Raw genomic sequence first — 16440 nt, 5'->3', positions numbered from 1 at the left:
GAAGTATGAATGATAAGTATACAGAAATGGCGGGCCGCTTGATCGTGGCCCTGGACTACCCGGATGCCGAAGCGGCATCCGCGCTGGTCCGCGAACTTGAAGGGATTCCCTGCTACTTGAAGGTGGGCATGCAGCTGTATTATGCTGCAGGGCCTGCTTTTGTGCGGGAACTGAAGTCAAAAGGCTACAGCGTATTTCTTGATCTGAAAATGCATGACATACCCAACACCGTAAGGGGTGGCGCAGAGAGCATCACCCGTCTTGGTGTGGACATGTTTAACGTCCATGCTGCCGGAGGTACGGCGATGATGAAAGCCGCGCTTGATGGAGCTGAATCCGCGCTTGTGGCCGATCCCGGCCTGAGCAGGCCGGTCATTATCGCGGTCACCCAGCTGACCAGCACCAGCCAGGAGACGCTCAACAGCGAGATCGGCATTCAAGGCAGCGTGCAGGACGCCGTGGTACACTACGCGAAGCTGACGCAGTCGGCCGGACTGGACGGCGTCGTCGCCTCGGCCCAGGAATCGGCGCTGATCCGCGAGGCTTGCGGCCAGCAATTTATCACCGTTACGCCGGGTATCCGGCCTGCGGGCTCCGCAGCAGGCGACCAGGCGCGCGTCCTGACGCCGGGCGAAGCCATTCGCCAAGGCAGCCATTACATCGTCGTCGGGCGTCCGATTACGGCGGCGGAAAACCCGCGTGAAGCTGCCGAACACATTATCAAGGAGATGATCGAAGCTTGACTACCCTAGCAGAAATTCCAGCCCGTATCGCATCCCATTTGCTTGAGATCGGAGCGGTGGCGCTCCGGCCGAAACAGCCGTTCACTTGGACCTCGGGCATCAAGTCGCCTATCTACTGCGATAACCGCCTGACGATGTCTTACCCTGAAATCCGCGAGCTTATCGCCGAATCGTTCGCTGCGATCATCCGGGCGCAGTATCCGGACGCGGAAGTCATTGCGGGAACGGCGACGGCCGGTATCCCTCATGCGGCGTGGGTTGCCCAGAAGCTGAATCTGCCGATGGCCTATATCCGCGACAAAGCGAAGGGGCACGGCAAGGAGAACCTGATCGAGGGCATCATCAAGCCGGGGCAAAAAGTCGTCGTCATCGAAGACTTGATCTCGACCGGCGGCAGCTCGCTCAAAGCGGCACTAGCCGTGAAGGAAGCCGGTGCCGAGCCGCTCGCCGTGCTCGCCATCTTCAGCTATCAGCTCGATAAAGGGGTACAAGCCTTTGCCGAAGCAGGGATTCCGCTGCAGACGTTGTCCAACTATGCGGCGCTGATGGAAGTGGCCCTGGAAAAGGGAGCCATTCAGCAGGAGGACGTCAAAGCGCTCAAAGCGTGGAGAGAAGATCCGTCATCGTTCGGAAACTAAGAGGACGACGCTTGTGTGAATTTCCTCAAATGGATTTATAAAATGATACAGCAAAGGCAGCCCCTGAGGGCTGCCTTTTTAAGTTGTTTACACGGATGATCGACCTTGCTGTAACCTTAAGCTTGATGTTGCAAATGATTTAGTGGATGGCATTTTTCTCAAAATTGCCGCCGAGCACATCGGACACATGCTCAATGGCAATAAAGGCTTTGGGATCGATCTCCTGCACGAGCGCCTTCAGTTTGGCCAGCTCAAGCCGGGTGACGACGCAATAGATGACTTGTGTATCTTCCTTCGAGTAGCCGCCTCTGGCGTACATGAAGGTCGTGCTGCGTCCCAGCCGATCCTGAATCGTTTGGGAAATTTCCTCGTATTCGTTCGAGATGATGGTGACCGACTTGGACTCGTTCAAGCCCTCGACCACGATATCCATCACTTTAGAGGCCATATAGTATGTAAATATGGAGTACATCGCGGAATCCCAACCGAAAACGAATCCGGCAACAATGAAAATGAAGACGTTCATAATCATGATGATTTGGCCGACCGGCATGCGGAGCTTTTTAGACAGCAGAATCGCGACAATTTCGGTTCCGTCGAGCGAGCCGCCGAAACGGATGACGAGTCCGACGCCAAGGCCGAGAATAAGGCCGCCGAACAGGACCGCTAATATTTTCTCATTGGTAAAAGGACTGACATGATGCAGCAGCTGCGTCGTTACAGACATGACGGCGATGCCGTAAAGGGTAGAAAAGGCGAACGTTTTTCCGATCTGCTTGTATCCCAGAAATAAAAAGGGGAGGTTGATAATAAACAGAAAAATACCGAGCGGAAAGGTCGTTACTTTGGATAAGACGATCGAAATCCCGGTGATGCCGCCATCGATGATTTCATTGGGGACCAGAAATACCTCGAGCGCTACGGCCATAAGCACGGCCCCTACCGTAATAAATACAAATTTTTTGACCAGATCCGCAAAAGACAGCTTTTTATGTGTTTTTGCCATGGACATTCCCCGCTTTCCTGAAAATTAAAATGTTAAACAACTTAGTTATCAGTATAAACGATTTTTCCGCTCAGCACAAAGCAATCTCGCTTTTTTTCGAACGTTTTCGACATTTTACTAGCCGAGATTTCTGCTGCTATGAATGAACCATGGCGTTTGCGGCAACAATAGGCATCAAAACAGCTCATCTATGAAAGGAGGGTTAGCAGTAATGCGGTGGGTGTATTTCGGCAAGCTCTACCGGACGAAATTCCAGGCAGGGTGCCTGGCGAAGAGGCTGGAGCAGGACAGCTGGATTTACGGTTATGAAGAGCCGCGGCTCGTTGAAATTTTCCGTTCAAGGAGAGGCAGGTACGGTGTCCGCTTCTTGCCATGACATGGTAGGCTCCAGTGTCCTAACACCAATTCCATAAATAAATACTTGACGCAGTGGGTACATATGCTGTATATTAATTCTTGTCGCTATTTGATATGGTTAATGACGCGGGGTGGAGCAGTCCGGTAGCTCGTCGGGCTCATAACCCGAAGGCCGCAGGTTCAAATCCTGCCCCCGCAACCAATTTAACAGCCATTATCTGTACGGTATATACTTGATCAGGGCCCTTAGCTCAGTTGGTTAGAGCGGTCGGCTCATAACCGACTGGTCGGGGGTTCGAGTCCCTCAGGGCCCACCATATAGCAATATGTAAGAAACAGCATGCCGGGGTGGCGGAATTGGCAGACGCACAGGACTTAAAATCCTGCGGTAGGTGACTACCGTACCGGTTCGAGCCCGGTCCTCGGCATACAGGTAAACCATTCGAAGGAAGCCGGTTCAGTCTTTGACTGAGCCGGTTTTTTTGTGCTCATGGGCGGTAAAAGGAATGGCAATTAAAGGATTGCCGGTATAGGCAAAACATGTTATATTAAATTTTGTCGTCACAAAAGTGATAGACAAGCCGGGATGGCGGAATTGGCAGACGCACAGGACTTAAAATCCTGCGGTAGGTGACTACCGTACCGGTTCGAGCCCGGTTCTCGGCATTGGATTGGAACAAGATGAACAGGGTAAGCTGGTCCGGATCGGGGCCGGCTTATTTTTTTAGCTGCCGTTCAATGCGGTCTGACTTTCATTGATTGTGCGTCGGAAGACGTTTTTCTATAAAAATAGGTTTATATATTTACGAGAGAGGAGAAATGCTTCATGATATTTAATAACGATTGGGACGAGCAGCTGAAGGAAGAAACCGAAAAGGACTATTTTCAGGAACTCCGTTATAAGCTGGCCAAGGAATACAAGCTTCACAAAGTGTACCCGCCGAAAGAGGACCTCTTTAAAGCGCTCAAGCTGACCCCCTATGAGGATACCAAAGTGGTCATTTTGGGACAGGATCCTTATCATGGACCCGGACAGGCCCACGGCCTTAGCTTTTCGGTCAAACCCGGCGTGCGGATTCCACCTTCCCTCGTGAACATTTACAAAGAGCTGCACAGCGATTTGGGCGTGCCGATTCCAAGCCATGGGACGCTGGTGCATTGGGCCGAGCAAGGGGTGCTGCTGCTCAATACGGTGCTGACCGTCCGGGATGGCGAGGCAAATTCGCATAAAGGATTAGGATGGGAGCGATTTACCGATGCTGTCATTGAGAAGCTGAATGAGCGGGATAAGCCGGTCGTGTTCATTCTATGGGGAAGCCATGCCCAGAAAAAAGGAGCTTTTATCGATCGGAAAAAGCATCTGGTGATCCAGTCGGTTCACCCGAGTCCGCTGTCGGTGCACCGCGGTTTTTTTGGAAGCAGGCCGTTTTCCAAAGCCAACGCGTTTTTAGCAGCCCATGGGATCAAGCCGGTCGATTGGGCGATTCCTGACAGGTAACTCATTTTCATGAGAAAGGAGGCGAAAGGGCCATGAAGAACTGGATCGGCAGGCGGGTTACCATCCTGTGCAACGACAAGCTGCATTCCCGGGTCAAGGGGACGCTTCGCAAATGGGATGAACATAACGAATGGCTCGTGCTCGGGCCGCACGACCTGAAGCTGCCGTTTGACGAGGTTTGTACGATCCGGCTTCTTCCCGAAGGGAAAAATGCCCCTGACGCCGCACCTCATTCGGTCGGATATATCATGAAGGACAAACGGCAGTTCGATAACGCCGTGTTGTTCGGGTCCGAGGTCATGATCTGGCGGAAGGACCGTCTGGAAGCATACAGGGCCACCCTGAGCTCGCATAATGCGGAGACGGTGACCCTGTCGGACGGCCGGACTTTTCGGAAAGCGGAGTGCACTTGCGTTGTCCGGTCATTACGTGGCATGCTGTGAGACATTGGTCCTGCGGCATGCTTTTTTTCTTTACTCTTTCATGTCATCGACCTTTTCCGCCAAAAACAGCCCATACCCCCGGACGATAATGATCTTGGCAATCATGTAGACGGGAATGGCCAAAATGACGCCGACGATCCCGGATACGTCTCCGCCGATCAGCAGCAGGACGATGGCCGTCATCGGATGAATGTCCAGCTGCTTGCCGTAAATAATCGGCGTCAGCAGATTATCCTGGATCTGCTGGGAGATGATGATCACGACGAGCGACCATACGGCAACGGAAGGCGAATCGATAAAACCGATGATAACGACCGGAATGGCAGCGATGATCGCACCTACGTAAGGAATCAGGTTCAGGACGATCGAGATCAGCGCGAGCAGCAGAGAGTATGGAAGCCCGATAATGAGGAAGCCGATGTACATCAGCACGCCTAGAATGAGATTCAGCACGACCCTGCCGACGATAAAGTTGCTGAGAGCCGTATCGATTTCCCGCAGCGCTTCTTTCCCTTCCTTCCGATATTTCCGTGGAAGGATGTGCAAAATTTTAGGGGGGAGCTTGCTGCTTTCTTTCAGCATGTAATACAGCACGATCGGAACGGTAGCAATAATGACCACGACATTGGATACGACGGATATAAAATTGGAGATCGAATCCGTTACGGCCATAATTAGACCGTTGAGATATTCACTCACGCGGGCATAAATTTCCGACTCGCTCGGCAGCGCCCTGGCGAAAAAGCTGTTTTTCTGAAGCGCCTCAAACTGCTTCTGCAAATCTTCCACGAAATAAGGCGCGTTTTCGGCAAAAGTGATCACCTGCTCGCGCAGCGTTGGCCATACCAGCACCGAAAACAGGGCGATCAGACCAACGAACACGAGGTAGATCGACAGAATCGAAAGCGACCTTTTCCAGTGGTGCTTTTCCAAGTAATTCACGATAGGCCTCAGCAAGTAATACATGAAACCGGCCAGCATCACCGGGACCAGCAGCAGCTTGAACAGCAGCACGATCGGATTGAAAATAAACTTTACTTTGGCACCCAAATAAATAATTAAAAGCGCCGCGATGATACCCAGACATGTACGAAAATATTTGCTCTGCAGCAATCAAATCCCCCCAGCCTTCATGGACCAGCCTATGTAACGGTCTGTTTCCTCTTTTACAACCCATTAACCAAATGTCATGAGGATGATTCAGGGAGCTCCTGCCATCGCTCCGGAAGGGTAACAGTTTGAGGCAATCCGGGTATTCGTACAGTCAAACCGCAGGTGAACTGCATAATATAGGTTGACCCCATGAAAAAGGAGGTTCAAACCTATGAGCGGAGTCGTAGGCGGCGTTGGTTATCCAGGCGGAGTTTTCAAATCGACGGGAGCGATCTTGGTCCTTTTCATCCTCTTGGTCATTATTTTGAGCTCCTGTTTTTGTTAAGGCGGAACACAACACATCCTGGCGGTATTCGGCCGGGATGTTTTTTTATGCCCGCGTTAGTTTACCTAATTACATACAGTCATTTAACCTGGGAGGGATTGAGGATGAACCAACTCGTGATCGCATTGTTCCGGACGAGACAGGATACGGCGCTGGCGGTCAGCGCGCTTTGGGAGCGTCAATTTGACAAAAAGGACGTGTCGCTGCTTGCCCTTGACAAGAGACAGTTATTTATCGTATGCCGGGATACCGGCTTGAAAGAACCCGTGTCCAGGCATGGTACCAGCGGGTTGTTCGGCGAAATCCGGGATTTAACCTCGAGCCTGACGCTGCGGGATCAAGTCACCTGGGCATCGGGACCGGCAGCGGCCAAACTTGGGGGGGCGGAAGTCGGGGGGAAGAACGACGGGCTGATTGTCAGTCTGGTGGGGATTGGCGTCCCCGAAGGGGATGCAGAAAACTATGAGAAGCTGCTGATTCAGGGGCATTTTATGGTCATTGTGGAGTGCAGTAAGGAGCGAAGCATCGAAGCGCAGCATGTTCTTGAGTCCCATGGGTGCGTCGAGACGAGAAAAGAAAAGCGTGTATCGACATAAAAAAAGGCGATCGAGTACCGATCCCCTTACTGTCAATAAATGATTCTCCGGCTTAAGTTAACGGCCGTTCCGTATTTTTTGCTGAGGATCTTGGCCTCTTCGGTGACGTAGGCGAGGATATGCTGCAGCCGCTGGGTGGCCGGCCGGATGGTTTCTTTGACTTCTCCATGGACGATGACGTCAAACACGATCATGATCGAATACCTCCTTATATGCGGGATAAATCCATGATAAAATACAACCATCAGAGAGGAATCAATTTGGATGGAGCGGTTTGTAAACTCTACGGTTTATACTCGCATTACATAAGACGGGTACGATAAGTTGGTAAGGTTTGCGAGAATACCAGTCGGGAGGTTGAAAGAAGTTGGATTCGATTATTAATTTTGCCCACCGGGGCGCATCTGCGGTATGTCCGGAAAATACGATGGCCGCTTTTGCCCGCAGTTTGGAGCTTGGTGCCACAGGGATTGAAACCGATGTTCAGTTAACCCGGGACGGCCGGCTTGTCCTGATTCACGACGAAACGTTGTCCCGGACGACAAACGGGAGCGGGTGGGTCAAAGACCATGACCTGGAAGAGCTGCGCAAGCTGGACGCCGGCAGCTGGTTCCATCCCGATTTTGGGGAGGAGCGCCTTCCGCTGCTGGAAGAGCTGCTGGAGCTGGTTCAGGACACCGGGACCGTCGTCAATATCGAGTTGAAAAATACGAAGGTACCTTATGCAGGGCTTGAGGAAAAGGTCATCGACTTGGTAAGAAGCTATAACCTGAGCGAGCGGATCGTCATCTCAAGCTTCAATCACTATTCCCTGCGGCTCTGCAAGCAGCTCGCGCCTGAAATCCGCACCGGCATTTTGTACATGGAGGGACTGTATGAGCCGTGGGAATATGCCCGCAGCGTTGAAGCCGACGCCTTGCACGCCTACCATTTTGCGGTGCTGCCTGAATTTGTGGCGGGAGCGAAGGCGGCCGGTAAGGTATACCACCCATGGACGGTCAACGAAGAAGAGGAAATGCAGCGTCTTATCGACGCAGGGGCAGCGGGTATCATCACCGACTACCCGGATAAGCTGGCGGCGCTGCTGAGCGCTTCAGTGCGCTCTTAAACAACGATAACCCGATGCCACGGCGGCATCGGGTTATTTTGTGTCTGAAAATTCTCCAGAACAGTGAGGGAACGCGTCACCCTTGATGATCCGGTGAATCCCCGTTCGACGGATGTTTACCTTTCTTCAAATCCCGCGCCCCTTCTTCCAGCACGTCTTCAATCATGTCCGTGGATGACGGCGTTTCATGATCGGGATCCGGAATGGGGTCGACCCCGGGGAAACGATCCTCTTCATTCGGTTTATTCATCGCCACACGTCCTTCCCGTAGAATCGTTGGTACTTCCATAGTGTGTTCCTTATATGTAAGGATAAACCGTTCCAAGAGCCGCTGAACCACATTTTCCTGCACCTTACGAGCCGAAAGGTTAATCGGTAAATAAAAATAAAGCCGCCCAGGCAGGGCAGCGAATATTAACGAATATGAATGAGGCGTGAAAGATGGCCGACTTCATCCAGCGGAATCCACATGGAGCCGTACACCGTCCGCATCTTTAAAGTGCCCGGATCATCGGATTTCTCGGGGATGCCGGTGATGGATTCACCATCCAAATTTTGAACGAATAATTGATGGCCGCGGCGGATCGCCATTTCAATTTCCTTTTCCATGAGACTATTCTCCCGTATCCACATACTGGTAAGACTTTTGTATCAATAACTATCTTTATCATAAGATAATTTTCGTCTGTTGGATAGAGAACGAATGTTTGATTGGTGGGGATATGGACCTAAAATATGAATATAATTTGAACGGATGTGCTGAAAAATAAAAAAAACCTCCGTCTGGAGGGGCAGAAAAGAAAGCCGAGCAGCTAAATCCGGATGTCTAGACGGTTTCCCAAATGGGGTACGGCGCTGCTATCCAGCATTTTGACCAGGGATTGACCGTCTTGCGAGGCTTGATCCTTAGCGATTTTAAGCACCTGGATGCTCACATTTTGAGCCAGCCGGGACTGGCTCATGGCCATCGATAAAGCAGGGATATCCATCATAAGCCTCCTCTATGTAAAATGGGTAACATCTATGTTATCGGATTTTCGGTGTGATTTATAAAATAGATGCCGCCCGGGAACCAAGTTCCCGGGCGTGCGATCAGAGAGGTGTCATGCTGATTTCATCCGAAAAATCCGGAATTAATACATGTCTCCACCGAAGTGATCGCGACAGTGGCATCTTTTATGGTGGCGTTTTTTGAAGTGGTGGTGCTGTTTGTGAATCTTATGGCAGGAAACATGCTTTTCTTTGTGAACCTTTTTGATTACAGGTTCCCAGTCCACTTTGACGAATATCGTTTTCTTGATTTCTTTTTTGAGGACGACTGGTTTTGGTTTGCGGACATGGCAGCGACGGCCGTGATCATGTTCGTGGAAAAAGAATTTACCCATTTGGTTACCCCACCTTTGTTGGAAAATGTGAAACCTGAGATATCGTATGTAACGGTTTCCTTAGCAATCACGGCGGAGGTCCATGCGGGAACAAAATAGATGATTATCTTAACGGGGCAGGGCCAAAACTCTGCAGGTCTGAAAATAACAAAAAAACCCTTGAAGCCTTAAGCTTCAAGGGTTTCTATAGATGATCTGCAGTGGGCTCGAACCACTGACCCCCACCCTGTCAAGATGGTGCTCTCCCAGCTGAGCTAGCAGATCGTACAAGTCAGATACATTTAATATAATAACAGCGCCGTAGTTAGCTGTCAATCATTTTATTTTGCTCACGGTGAATGGCATGCACAATTTGTTTGCCGCTCATGATTAGAAGCTATCCAAACGGGCGAAAACTAAAGTATATTTCGAAACAGAAGGAGTGGCACGGTATGCCGAACAAAGGCGGGCTGCTCGCGGCAGGGATGTGCCTGCTGCTTGCCGGATGCTCCCCCGCGGGTGAGTTTTCGGATGCGCAGGAGCCGATCAAGCCCGGTTCAACAATGGCCGACTCACCGATTATGCTGGACGTTTACGGCAAATCGGTCAGCGAGGATGTGTATTCCAAGGGCCCTATTACGCCGCCCTGATTCTTTGGACAAGACAAGGGCCCGTGCTCCGACTGCACCGGCCCTTTTTTTAGATATAAGAAAGTATTTGCATCGGAGATTCGGTTTCCTTATATCGCATGAAAAACTTCCGCAAAACGCGGTCTATCTTCCGTGAGTGTTCGTCGATAAACGTTTTTCTTATTCCTCATCCCATTTGCGCGAATACCCTTTTTGGATGACATAAATGAATGAATAGATCAAGATGGCTGATAAAATGACGATCAGCGCAATGGTCATGCCCATAACGATCCATGGTCTCCCTTCCATAGAGCTCTCATGAGTCAACTATACAGGAAAATCATTTTTTTGTATAATGATTCAGCCGTGTTTTTTATATTGATTGCATGAAAGAGAGGGTAACCGATGCCTGCAGAAATAGTATACGTGACGACCCCCGAGCAGCTGGAACATGCGCTGGACATCCGCCAGGAGGTGTTCGTCAAGGAACAAAACGTGCCCGCCGACCTGGAGATCGACGAATACGATGTGATCAGCGACAATGTTCATCATATCCTCCTTCAGGACAAGGATCAGTATGTGGCCACCGGCCGGATCATTTATTATAACAGCGATACCGCCAAGATGCAGCGAATCGCGGTTCGCCGCGAGTTCCGCACCCACGGGTTCGGCCGCATTTTGCTGATGGCGATGGAAGAGCGCGCGAGGGAACTGGGGCTGGCCTATTCCATCCTGGATGCACAGTGCCAAGCTGAACAGTTCTATGCAAAACAAGGCTACGAGGTCATTTCCAAGGAGCCGTTCGATGACGCGGGCATTCCGCATGTCCGTATGAAGAAAACACTGTAGGCTTCATTTCTTCGTATAAATCCATGTTCTCAGGGAACGATATCCATATGTCACCTTGATATATCATGACAATTTAAGGAGTGGATATCGATGGGAAACCCGGGAAGAGAACAATTTATCGCAGTACAAAAGAACGGTGACGGCGACTTGACAGCCTTTCAAACGTCGTCGGGCCGGGTGCTCGATTACGAGCAGGCGCTGCAGGAAGTAAAAGCGGGCGCCATTGCCGGAGTAAACGTTTTTAAAGGCCGTGACGGCGAGATGTACATTCGCGGGGACGCCGACGGCGATCCGTCGAATAATCTCGATAACCTGCCTACTTTTGAATAAAAGACGAGCGTCATGCTTCCAAAAATAATAGCCGGCTGCAGAGAAGGTTCATCTTTCTGCAGCCGGCTGTGTTTTTTCACCCGTAATCCACATCGACCTGCAAGGGTTACAGCGTATATACGTGCCCTTGCTCAAGGAAAGTCATTTCTCCGGTTTTTCCTACAAACTCGTCTTTATTATCTGCATAATGCATCAAGCGGATCATACGCTGAACCGGCTCCGGCAGCGATAGCAGCTCACTGAGCGTCGTATGCACCTCGCCCGGTCCTTCCAGCTGGACCTCGTGCAGGATCGTATCACAGCTGCGTTCCCGTACGAGCTTGTCCAGCAGCCCGGGGTCGAAGGTCATGTCCGCGCTGTAGAAGATCCGGCCGTTAATATAGAGGGAGAAGCTGTCTTTACCCGGAATGTGACGGTTCGGGATGAGCTCCAGCTCGATTTGCTCCGACAGGCGGCAGGGAACCCCAGGCTGAAGCGTATGTACGTCGAAGGCGTCCTCGAGGCAGGTGATTTGACCGGGTTGGGACAGACCACCCTTCAGCGTGTGCTCCCACAGGACATCACGCAAAGCTTCAGCGATATAAAGCTTCATTTTGCGATGGTACGCATATTTCATCTGGAAGGCAAGCTCCTCCAGGCCGCCGACATGATCGCCATGAATATGGGTGATCAGCACGGCATCCAAGTCATTAAACGTTTTGCCCAGTTGGTGAAGGGCGAGAGGGGCCGTAATTCCGCAATCAATCAGCAAAGTGAACGACCCGTCCCCGAGCAGGGCATTATTGTTGAAATACTTTTTGGCAAAAGCGCTGCCTGTCCCCAGCATCTGAAGCTGCAAGCTCATCGGTTGATCCTCCTGTGAATGAGCGGCATGCCGAGCATGCCGTTCGTATTTTTTTCTTTCATTATACACCACAGTTCCCAATTTCCATCTACCCCCATAATATGCTGTAAACGCGCGAAATGGGGTTTTGTCATGGCGAAGGGAAAAAGCAAAAAACCGGCACAAGCCAAAGGGGAAAAGGTCATCCGAGGCATGAGGCTCGTGACCTCCGACGTATGTGAGGCCTGTAAAACGCCCTGTGCCCGGGGAATGGCGTATGCGGCACGGATGAGAGTTCCGGGTGCGGTCGGCAAAGGGGTGCCCTGTATTTTAACCAAGAAATAAGGAGAGAAATTAGGAACTGAACCAAAAATTTGGAGCTATAGTCCCACAAGGTGGGGCTTTTTTTGTGTTTCTGGAACAAAATTCCTTCACTTTTGAGAAAAAATGTGAGTTTTGCCCGTATGGACAGCGCAACTTGCGTTTGTACTTTTCGTATATACATACAACATCACGATGGAAATGGAGGGAAATGAATAAGATGAATTGGAAGAAAGTTATGGTATGCGTATTCGCCTTTTCCCTGATGGGGGGTTCTGTGTTTGCGGATTCGATCACCCAGAAAGTCAAGGTGTGGATGAACGGCAAGGAAATCCAGGACGGCGGCTATATCATCGACGGCAAAACCTATGTCCCGATTCGGGAGTTTGACGGGGTCGTAAAGTTTAATTCAGATACGAACAAGGTTGAATTCATTAAGCCTAACGTACATATATTTCTGTTTAATGGAGATACCGTCTTCGGTAACGTCAATAAAGGGAAGCTCAAGTTTAACGTATTCTGCCAGGTGGACAGCTTATCGGACGATGTGGCGAGCGTAAAGGTGGCTATTACGGATCCTTCGGGAAAGGTCAAGGATATCCAGTCTCAGGACGTGAGCGGCAGCCAGAAGGATAATTTCTGGTTCCGGACTTACGATTTTACGTATGATTTCAGCAGCGCGGGCAAATATAAAGTGGGGTTCTACATTAAAGCCACCAAGACCAGCGATTACGTCCTCGTATCGCAAAAAGTGATCACTGCGCTGAACTGACAACCTCCGAGGAGGATAAATTGACCAGATCATGCGGACGTGATACGATACGGTGGTATGATCCATTCCAACCATAAGTGAGGTTTTTGTTAAAATGAGCGATCACAAGCATGAACACGGCGAAGCCTGCAATCATGATCATGACCATGATCACGAGCATGAGGAATTTGTTCTGACGCTGACAGATGAGAACGGCAAAGACGTGGAAATGGTTCTTGTCGAAACATTCGATGTAGGCGAGAACGTTTATGCACTGCTGCTGGAACGTGAGAATCCTGAAGCGGACGGCATCATCCTTCGCGTCGAGGAAGAGGACGAGGAAATGATGCTTTACAATATTGAAGACGAAGAAGAATGGAACAAAGTGGAAGCCGCTTATAACGAGCTGGTTGCCCAGTTGGACCAGGAGTAATCCATTTCGCCACAAGCCTACACCAAGAAACCCCCGAACCGCAGCGAAAGCGGGACCGGGGGTTTCTTTTTTTGGTGCAGGCGGTAAACAGCCGCGCGTATTAAAAAATCGGATCGGTTTCCACAATGACCTTGACGTTTTGGATATACCGGTCTTCCGGTCCTTTTACCGGCAGTCCGACGTCCACATGGTCGACGATGTAGTCGATATTGTCTTGGGAGATGACCTCTCCCGGAAGAAGGATCGGAATGCCCGGCGGATACACATAAATGAACTCGGCTATGATGCGTCCGGCCGATTCCTTGAACGGAATGACTTCCGTATCCCCGTAGAAGGCGTCCCTTGGAATGAGGGACAGCTGCGGAATTTCCGGAATTTTAACAACCAGCTCGTTGGCTGTGTTTACATTATAGTAGGTCTGTGCCAGCTCGCGGAGCGCATTCACCAGGATGGAGATGGTCTCCTCGTTATCCCCTGGCGTAATCAGGCACAGGATGTTGTACATGTCGCTCAGCTCGACTTCGATATTATACTTTTCGCGAAGCCAGTTTTCGGTCTCATAACCGGTGATGCCCAGGTGGCGGACATGGATGGTCAGCTTGGTCGGATCATAATCGTAAGTCGCTTCCCCGCCGAGAATTTCCTTGCCGAAGCAGTAGAGACCTTCAATTTCATTGATTTGCTTGCGGGCGGACTGCGCCATGTCGATGGCACTTTGGGCCATGGCATATCCGTTCAGCGCCAGGTTCCGTCTGGAGGTATCCAGCGAAGCGAGCAAAATGTAGGAAGTCGACGTCGTGGTCAGCATACTGATGATCGTTTGCACGCGCTGCGGATTGACATAGCCGTTCTTCGTGTTCAAATTCAGCACGGAACTCTGCGTCATGGAGCCGCCCAGCTTATGCACGCTCGTCGCGGCCATATCCGCTCCGGCATCCATAGCGGACATCGGCAGTTCCGGGTGGAAATGGGTCAGCACGCCGTGGGCTTCGTCCACGAGGACGGGCACATTCCGGCTGTGGGCGAGGTCCACGATCTCCTTCAGATTGGCGGAGACGCCGAAGTACGTCGGATTAATGACGAGAACCGCCTTGGTGTCCGGATGACGGTCCAGGGCCCGCTGCACGGAGCGGACGGTAATGCCGTGGTCGATCCCTAAATTTTCGTCGCGGGCCGGCGAAACGAAGACGGGCTTGGCGCCGGAGAAAATAATCGCGGACATGACCGACTTATGGACATTCCGGGGAACGATGATTTTGTCGCCGGGAGAGCACATCGTCAGAATCATGGTCATGATCGCGCCGCTGGTTCCCTGTACGCTGAAATACGTGTAATCGGCGCCGAAGGCGTCAGCAGCCAGAATCTGGGCTTCCTCGATGACGCCCGTCGGCTGGTGAAGGTCGTCCAGCGGGGCAATATTGATCAGATCTATAGAGAGGGCGTTATCGCCGATAAATTCTCTGAATTCGGTATCGGTCCCCATTCCCTTCTTGTGTCCGGGAATATGGAACTGAACGGGATTTTTTGCCGCGTGCTGTGTGAGTGCTGTAAATAAAGGGGTACGGCTATGGTCCATGTATGCTGTCACAACCTTTCATCTGTTAAAATTACAAAGCTCAGTATAGCAAATCGGGGGGCGAATGCAAGCGGCTTTTTAGCCCTGTGAAAATCTCGTCCCCATATGGGGTACACTATTAGTATAGACCATACTGCCGGGAGGATTCGCTCCATACCAAAATAGGGAAGTGGTGAAACGCGTGTCGCAAATGACGGAAGCGGCGGCAGCCCGCCGGCTGATCTCGCCCTTTTTCATCGGGCTGCTGACGATTCTATTTCTCGTTGAATTTATGAAAGGGTCGCTTCTGGTGGCCATTTTGCCGGTTTATATGAAAAACTCGCTCGGTCTCGGCGCCCATACGATCGGTCTCGCTTTTTCCCTTCAATATATCGGAGACAACCTGTTCCGCAGCCCGTCGGGCTGGATCGCCGAGCGGCTGGGGTACCGCAGAACGCTGACGGGGGCGCTGGTGCTGACCATCGTCGCGGTTGGCATGATCGCCTTCTTATCCGGCGCAGGCTGGCTGGCGCTTGCCTGTTTTATTCTTGGGGTAGGCACTTCGCCGCTGTGGCCATGCGCCATGACCGGGACGACGGCCATTTCGGGTCCGAGAGGCAGCAGCGGACAAATGATCGGCATGCTCGAGATCGCTTCGCTGGGCGGAACAGGCGCAGGACCGATCGTCATGAATTTTTTGATGGACCGTACGAACAAAAACTATCAGACGCTATTTTTTATCCTTATCGGCTGCTGCATCATCGTAGTTCTGGTTGCATTGCTCCTCCCGGGAAGAGTCAAGGCAAATGGGCAGGGGATGGAAGGAAGGACGGAATCTGTGAGGGGGTTCCTTCCACAGCTGCTCGGGAAGGCGAATCATCTATTTGCGAGCATCCGCAAGACGCTGTACGAAATCAGGCACAACCTGAAGGTCAGCTGGCTGGTGTTTCCGGCGCTGTTTCTCCAATCCTTCGTCATCGGGCTGCTCAGCCCGGTGATCACGCTGTACGTTCAAAATGAGCTGCACCTGTCTCCGAATATGTACAGCCTGCTGCTGATCGCGGGCGGGGGCATTACGGTGCTGGCGATCATTCCATGCGGGAAGCTGGTCGACCGGTTCGGAACCGCTCCCTTCCTGAATGCTGGGTTTCTGCTGGCGGCTATTTCCCTCATCATGTTCTCGGCGGTGCGCTCGCTGCCGGTTGTGTTCGCCATCGTAGGCGTGGTGGGCATCAGCTATGCCATGATCCTGCCTGCCTGGAACACCTTTGTATCGACGCATGTGCCGAAAGGCGAGCGGGGAGCGGTCTGGGGATTTTTCCTCACCCTCCAAGGCTCGGGCATGGTTGTCGGGCCGATCGTTTCAGGCCAGCTCTGGGACCGTATCGGGCATTCGATGCCTTTTGTCGCCAGCAGCATCGTCATGGCCGTGCTGTTTGTGATCCACCTCGTTTTGTCGCGCAAGAAGCGGGCAGAGGCGCCGTAACACACAAAAAAAGGATAGGGTGCCAGCGCGCTTATGCGTACCGGCTGCTCTATCCTTTAATATTTGGCTGCA

General features: G+C 51.6%; 23 protein-coding genes and 5 tRNA genes. 19 read left to right on the top strand and 9 right to left on the bottom strand.

Annotated elements, in window-relative coordinates:
- Positions 1–5 precede the first annotated feature (5 nt).
- Together pyrF and pyrE are read left to right on the top strand one after the other, a co-directional pair.
- Positions 6–743, top strand: a complete 738-nt coding sequence (pyrF, locus tag KI379_RS19220) for an orotidine-5'-phosphate decarboxylase (RefSeq protein ID WP_076169877.1) — start codon at positions 6–8, stop codon at positions 741–743.
- Positions 740–1381, top strand: coding sequence for an orotate phosphoribosyltransferase (gene pyrE, locus KI379_RS19215; protein ID WP_244879331.1), 642 nt, complete (start codon positions 740–742; stop codon positions 1379–1381). Before pyrF ends, pyrE begins: the two co-directional genes overlap by 4 nt.
- 139 nt (positions 1382–1520) lie before the next feature.
- Here pyrE and KI379_RS19210 read toward each other — a convergent pair whose 3' ends face one another.
- Positions 1521–2387 carry a YitT family protein gene (locus tag KI379_RS19210; protein ID WP_076170154.1) on the bottom strand — a complete coding sequence of 289 codons (867 nt, stop codon included), beginning with the start codon at positions 2385–2387 and terminating at the stop codon, positions 1521–1523.
- Positions 2388–2598: 211 nt separating this feature from the next.
- On the opposite strand from KI379_RS19210, the gene KI379_RS19205 reads away from it, so the two are divergent.
- The 7 genes from KI379_RS19205 (at position 2599) to KI379_RS19175 (ending at position 4685) form a co-directional block, all read left to right on the top strand.
- Positions 2599–2763, top strand: a complete 165-nt coding sequence (locus KI379_RS19205) for a hypothetical protein (protein ID WP_163879495.1) — start codon at positions 2599–2601, stop codon at positions 2761–2763.
- 106 nt (positions 2764–2869) lie between these two features.
- A tRNA-Met gene (locus KI379_RS19200) sits at positions 2870–2946 on the top strand.
- Positions 2947–2984: 38 nt separating this feature from the next.
- A tRNA-Ile gene (locus tag KI379_RS19195) sits at positions 2985–3061 on the top strand.
- A 25-nt stretch (positions 3062–3086) separates the two neighbouring features.
- A tRNA-Leu gene (locus KI379_RS19190) sits at positions 3087–3172 on the top strand.
- A gap of 152 nt (positions 3173–3324) precedes the next feature.
- A tRNA-Leu gene (locus KI379_RS19185) sits at positions 3325–3410 on the top strand.
- Positions 3411–3573: 163 nt separating this feature from the next.
- Positions 3574–4242, top strand: a complete 669-nt coding sequence (locus KI379_RS19180) for a uracil-DNA glycosylase (protein WP_076170155.1) — start codon at positions 3574–3576, stop codon at positions 4240–4242.
- A 32-nt stretch (positions 4243–4274) separates the two neighbouring features.
- Entirely contained in the window at positions 4275–4685 is a 411-nt protein-coding gene (locus KI379_RS19175) for a hypothetical protein (protein ID WP_212984430.1), read from the top strand.
- A 30-nt stretch (positions 4686–4715) separates the two neighbouring features.
- On the opposite strand, the gene KI379_RS19170 is transcribed toward KI379_RS19175, so the two are convergent.
- A complete protein-coding gene (locus tag KI379_RS19170) occupies positions 4716–5798 on the bottom strand; it encodes an AI-2E family transporter (RefSeq protein ID WP_212984429.1) in 1083 nt (360 codons plus the stop codon).
- A 211-nt stretch (positions 5799–6009) separates the two neighbouring features.
- Between KI379_RS19170 and KI379_RS34120 the strand changes: the two genes are divergently transcribed.
- Positions 6010–6123 (top strand): sporulation protein YjcZ, encoded by a 114-nt coding sequence (locus KI379_RS34120; protein WP_084203873.1) that lies wholly within the window; start codon positions 6010–6012, stop codon positions 6121–6123.
- Positions 6124–6227: 104 nt separating this feature from the next.
- Positions 6228–6719: a hypothetical protein gene (locus KI379_RS19165; protein ID WP_212984428.1), complete on the top strand. Its 492-nt coding sequence runs from the start codon at positions 6228–6230 to the stop codon at positions 6717–6719.
- A 32-nt stretch (positions 6720–6751) separates the two neighbouring features.
- Here the strand turns inward: KI379_RS19165 and KI379_RS19160 are convergent, their stop codons facing one another.
- The gene (locus tag KI379_RS19160) at positions 6752–6913 is read right to left on the bottom strand and encodes a mechanosensitive ion channel protein MscL (RefSeq protein WP_076169882.1); all 162 of its coding nucleotides are present in this window, start codon (positions 6911–6913) and stop codon (positions 6752–6754) included.
- Between the two features lie 173 nt (positions 6914–7086).
- On the opposite strand from KI379_RS19160, the gene KI379_RS19155 reads away from it, so the two are divergent.
- Positions 7087–7827 carry a glycerophosphodiester phosphodiesterase gene (locus KI379_RS19155; RefSeq protein WP_212984427.1) on the top strand — a complete coding sequence of 247 codons (741 nt, stop codon included), beginning with the start codon at positions 7087–7089 and terminating at the stop codon, positions 7825–7827.
- A gap of 76 nt (positions 7828–7903) precedes the next feature.
- Here the strand turns inward: KI379_RS19155 and KI379_RS19150 are convergent, their stop codons facing one another.
- From KI379_RS19150 to KI379_RS19140, 3 genes are all read right to left on the bottom strand, one after another.
- Positions 7904–8077, bottom strand: a complete 174-nt coding sequence (locus KI379_RS19150) for a hypothetical protein (protein ID WP_212984426.1) — start codon at positions 8075–8077, stop codon at positions 7904–7906.
- A gap of 164 nt (positions 8078–8241) precedes the next feature.
- Positions 8242–8436, bottom strand: coding sequence for a hypothetical protein (locus tag KI379_RS19145; protein WP_089548166.1), 195 nt, complete (start codon positions 8434–8436; stop codon positions 8242–8244).
- Positions 8437–8639: 203 nt separating this feature from the next.
- Positions 8640–8819 carry a YjfB family protein gene (locus KI379_RS19140; protein WP_234489327.1) on the bottom strand — a complete coding sequence of 60 codons (180 nt, stop codon included), beginning with the start codon at positions 8817–8819 and terminating at the stop codon, positions 8640–8642.
- A 174-nt stretch (positions 8820–8993) separates the two neighbouring features.
- On the opposite strand from KI379_RS19140, the gene KI379_RS19135 reads away from it, so the two are divergent.
- Positions 8994–9311 carry a hypothetical protein gene (locus KI379_RS19135; protein ID WP_212967774.1) on the top strand — a complete coding sequence of 106 codons (318 nt, stop codon included), beginning with the start codon at positions 8994–8996 and terminating at the stop codon, positions 9309–9311.
- Positions 9312–9403: 92 nt separating this feature from the next.
- On the opposite strand, the gene KI379_RS19130 is transcribed toward KI379_RS19135, so the two are convergent.
- Positions 9404–9476, bottom strand: a tRNA-Val gene (locus KI379_RS19130).
- 167 nt (positions 9477–9643) lie between these two features.
- Between KI379_RS19130 and KI379_RS19125 the strand changes: the two genes are divergently transcribed.
- The 3 genes from KI379_RS19125 to KI379_RS19115 all read left to right on the top strand — a co-directional run bounded on the left by KI379_RS19125 (position 9644) and on the right by KI379_RS19115 (position 10999).
- A complete protein-coding gene (locus KI379_RS19125; protein WP_076169887.1) occupies positions 9644–9841 on the top strand; it encodes a hypothetical protein in 198 nt (65 codons plus the stop codon).
- Between the two features lie 384 nt (positions 9842–10225).
- On the top strand, positions 10226–10669 hold the full coding sequence (locus KI379_RS19120) for a GNAT family N-acetyltransferase (protein ID WP_076169888.1): 444 nt from the start codon (positions 10226–10228) through the stop codon (positions 10667–10669).
- Positions 10670–10759: 90 nt separating this feature from the next.
- Positions 10760–10999 (top strand): DUF3892 domain-containing protein, encoded by a 240-nt coding sequence (locus tag KI379_RS19115; RefSeq protein WP_076169889.1) that lies wholly within the window; start codon positions 10760–10762, stop codon positions 10997–10999.
- 106 nt (positions 11000–11105) lie between these two features.
- On the opposite strand, the gene KI379_RS19110 is transcribed toward KI379_RS19115, so the two are convergent.
- The gene (locus tag KI379_RS19110) at positions 11106–11843 is read right to left on the bottom strand and encodes an MBL fold metallo-hydrolase (RefSeq protein WP_212984425.1); all 738 of its coding nucleotides are present in this window, start codon (positions 11841–11843) and stop codon (positions 11106–11108) included.
- A 520-nt stretch (positions 11844–12363) separates the two neighbouring features.
- Here KI379_RS19110 and KI379_RS19105 point away from each other — a divergent pair.
- Together KI379_RS19105 and KI379_RS19100 are read left to right on the top strand one after the other, a co-directional pair.
- Positions 12364–12915 carry a copper amine oxidase gene (locus tag KI379_RS19105; RefSeq protein ID WP_145131771.1) on the top strand — a complete coding sequence of 184 codons (552 nt, stop codon included), beginning with the start codon at positions 12364–12366 and terminating at the stop codon, positions 12913–12915.
- 94 nt (positions 12916–13009) lie between these two features.
- Positions 13010–13327, top strand: a complete 318-nt coding sequence (locus tag KI379_RS19100; RefSeq protein ID WP_076169893.1) for a DUF1292 domain-containing protein — start codon at positions 13010–13012, stop codon at positions 13325–13327.
- Between the two features lie 100 nt (positions 13328–13427).
- On the opposite strand, the gene KI379_RS19095 is transcribed toward KI379_RS19100, so the two are convergent.
- Positions 13428–14903 carry an aminotransferase class I/II-fold pyridoxal phosphate-dependent enzyme gene (locus KI379_RS19095; protein ID WP_145131773.1) on the bottom strand — a complete coding sequence of 492 codons (1476 nt, stop codon included), beginning with the start codon at positions 14901–14903 and terminating at the stop codon, positions 13428–13430.
- Positions 14904–15084: 181 nt separating this feature from the next.
- Here KI379_RS19095 and KI379_RS19090 point away from each other — a divergent pair, with 181 nt between their 5' ends.
- On the top strand, positions 15085–16368 hold the full coding sequence (locus KI379_RS19090) for an MFS transporter (protein WP_373309568.1): 1284 nt from the start codon (positions 15085–15087) through the stop codon (positions 16366–16368).
- Positions 16369–16440 lie beyond the last annotated feature (72 nt).

The sequence above is a fragment of the Paenibacillus cineris genome (assembly GCF_018333335.1).
Classification (GTDB): Bacteria; Bacillota; Bacilli; order Paenibacillales; family Paenibacillaceae; genus Paenibacillus_AQ; species Paenibacillus_AQ favisporus.
This window is presented reverse-complemented; position numbering and strand designations above follow the sequence as displayed.

Coding starts and splice junctions, on each gene's coding strand:
- pyrF (WP_076169877.1), top strand. CDS start 6: ATGAATGATAAGTATACAGAAATGGCGGGCCGCTTGATCGTGGCCCTG.
- KI379_RS19210 (WP_076170154.1), bottom strand. CDS start 2,387: ATGGCAAAAACACATAAAAAGCTGTCTTTTGCGGATCTGGTCAAAAAA.
- KI379_RS19205 (WP_163879495.1), top strand. CDS start 2,599: ATGCGGTGGGTGTATTTCGGCAAGCTCTACCGGACGAAATTCCAGGCA.
- KI379_RS19175 (WP_212984430.1), top strand. CDS start 4,275: ATGAAGAACTGGATCGGCAGGCGGGTTACCATCCTGTGCAACGACAAG.
- KI379_RS34120 (WP_084203873.1), top strand. CDS start 6,010: ATGAGCGGAGTCGTAGGCGGCGTTGGTTATCCAGGCGGAGTTTTCAAA.
- KI379_RS19165 (WP_212984428.1), top strand. CDS start 6,228: ATGAACCAACTCGTGATCGCATTGTTCCGGACGAGACAGGATACGGCG.
- KI379_RS19160 (WP_076169882.1), bottom strand. CDS start 6,913: ATGATCGTGTTTGACGTCATCGTCCATGGAGAAGTCAAAGAAACCATC.
- KI379_RS19150 (WP_212984426.1), bottom strand. CDS start 8,077: ATGAATAAACCGAATGAAGAGGATCGTTTCCCCGGGGTCGACCCCATT.
- KI379_RS19145 (WP_089548166.1), bottom strand. CDS start 8,436: ATGGAAAAGGAAATTGAAATGGCGATCCGCCGCGGCCATCAATTATTC.
- KI379_RS19140 (WP_234489327.1), bottom strand. CDS start 8,819: ATGATGGATATCCCTGCTTTATCGATGGCCATGAGCCAGTCCCGGCTG.
- KI379_RS19125 (WP_076169887.1), top strand. CDS start 9,644: ATGCCGAACAAAGGCGGGCTGCTCGCGGCAGGGATGTGCCTGCTGCTT.
- KI379_RS19120 (WP_076169888.1), top strand. CDS start 10,226: ATGCCTGCAGAAATAGTATACGTGACGACCCCCGAGCAGCTGGAACAT.
- KI379_RS19115 (WP_076169889.1), top strand. CDS start 10,760: ATGGGAAACCCGGGAAGAGAACAATTTATCGCAGTACAAAAGAACGGT.
- KI379_RS19110 (WP_212984425.1), bottom strand. CDS start 11,843: ATGAGCTTGCAGCTTCAGATGCTGGGGACAGGCAGCGCTTTTGCCAAA.
- KI379_RS19105 (WP_145131771.1), top strand. CDS start 12,364: ATGAATTGGAAGAAAGTTATGGTATGCGTATTCGCCTTTTCCCTGATG.
- KI379_RS19100 (WP_076169893.1), top strand. CDS start 13,010: ATGAGCGATCACAAGCATGAACACGGCGAAGCCTGCAATCATGATCAT.
- KI379_RS19095 (WP_145131773.1), bottom strand. CDS start 14,903: ATGGACCATAGCCGTACCCCTTTATTTACAGCACTCACACAGCACGCG.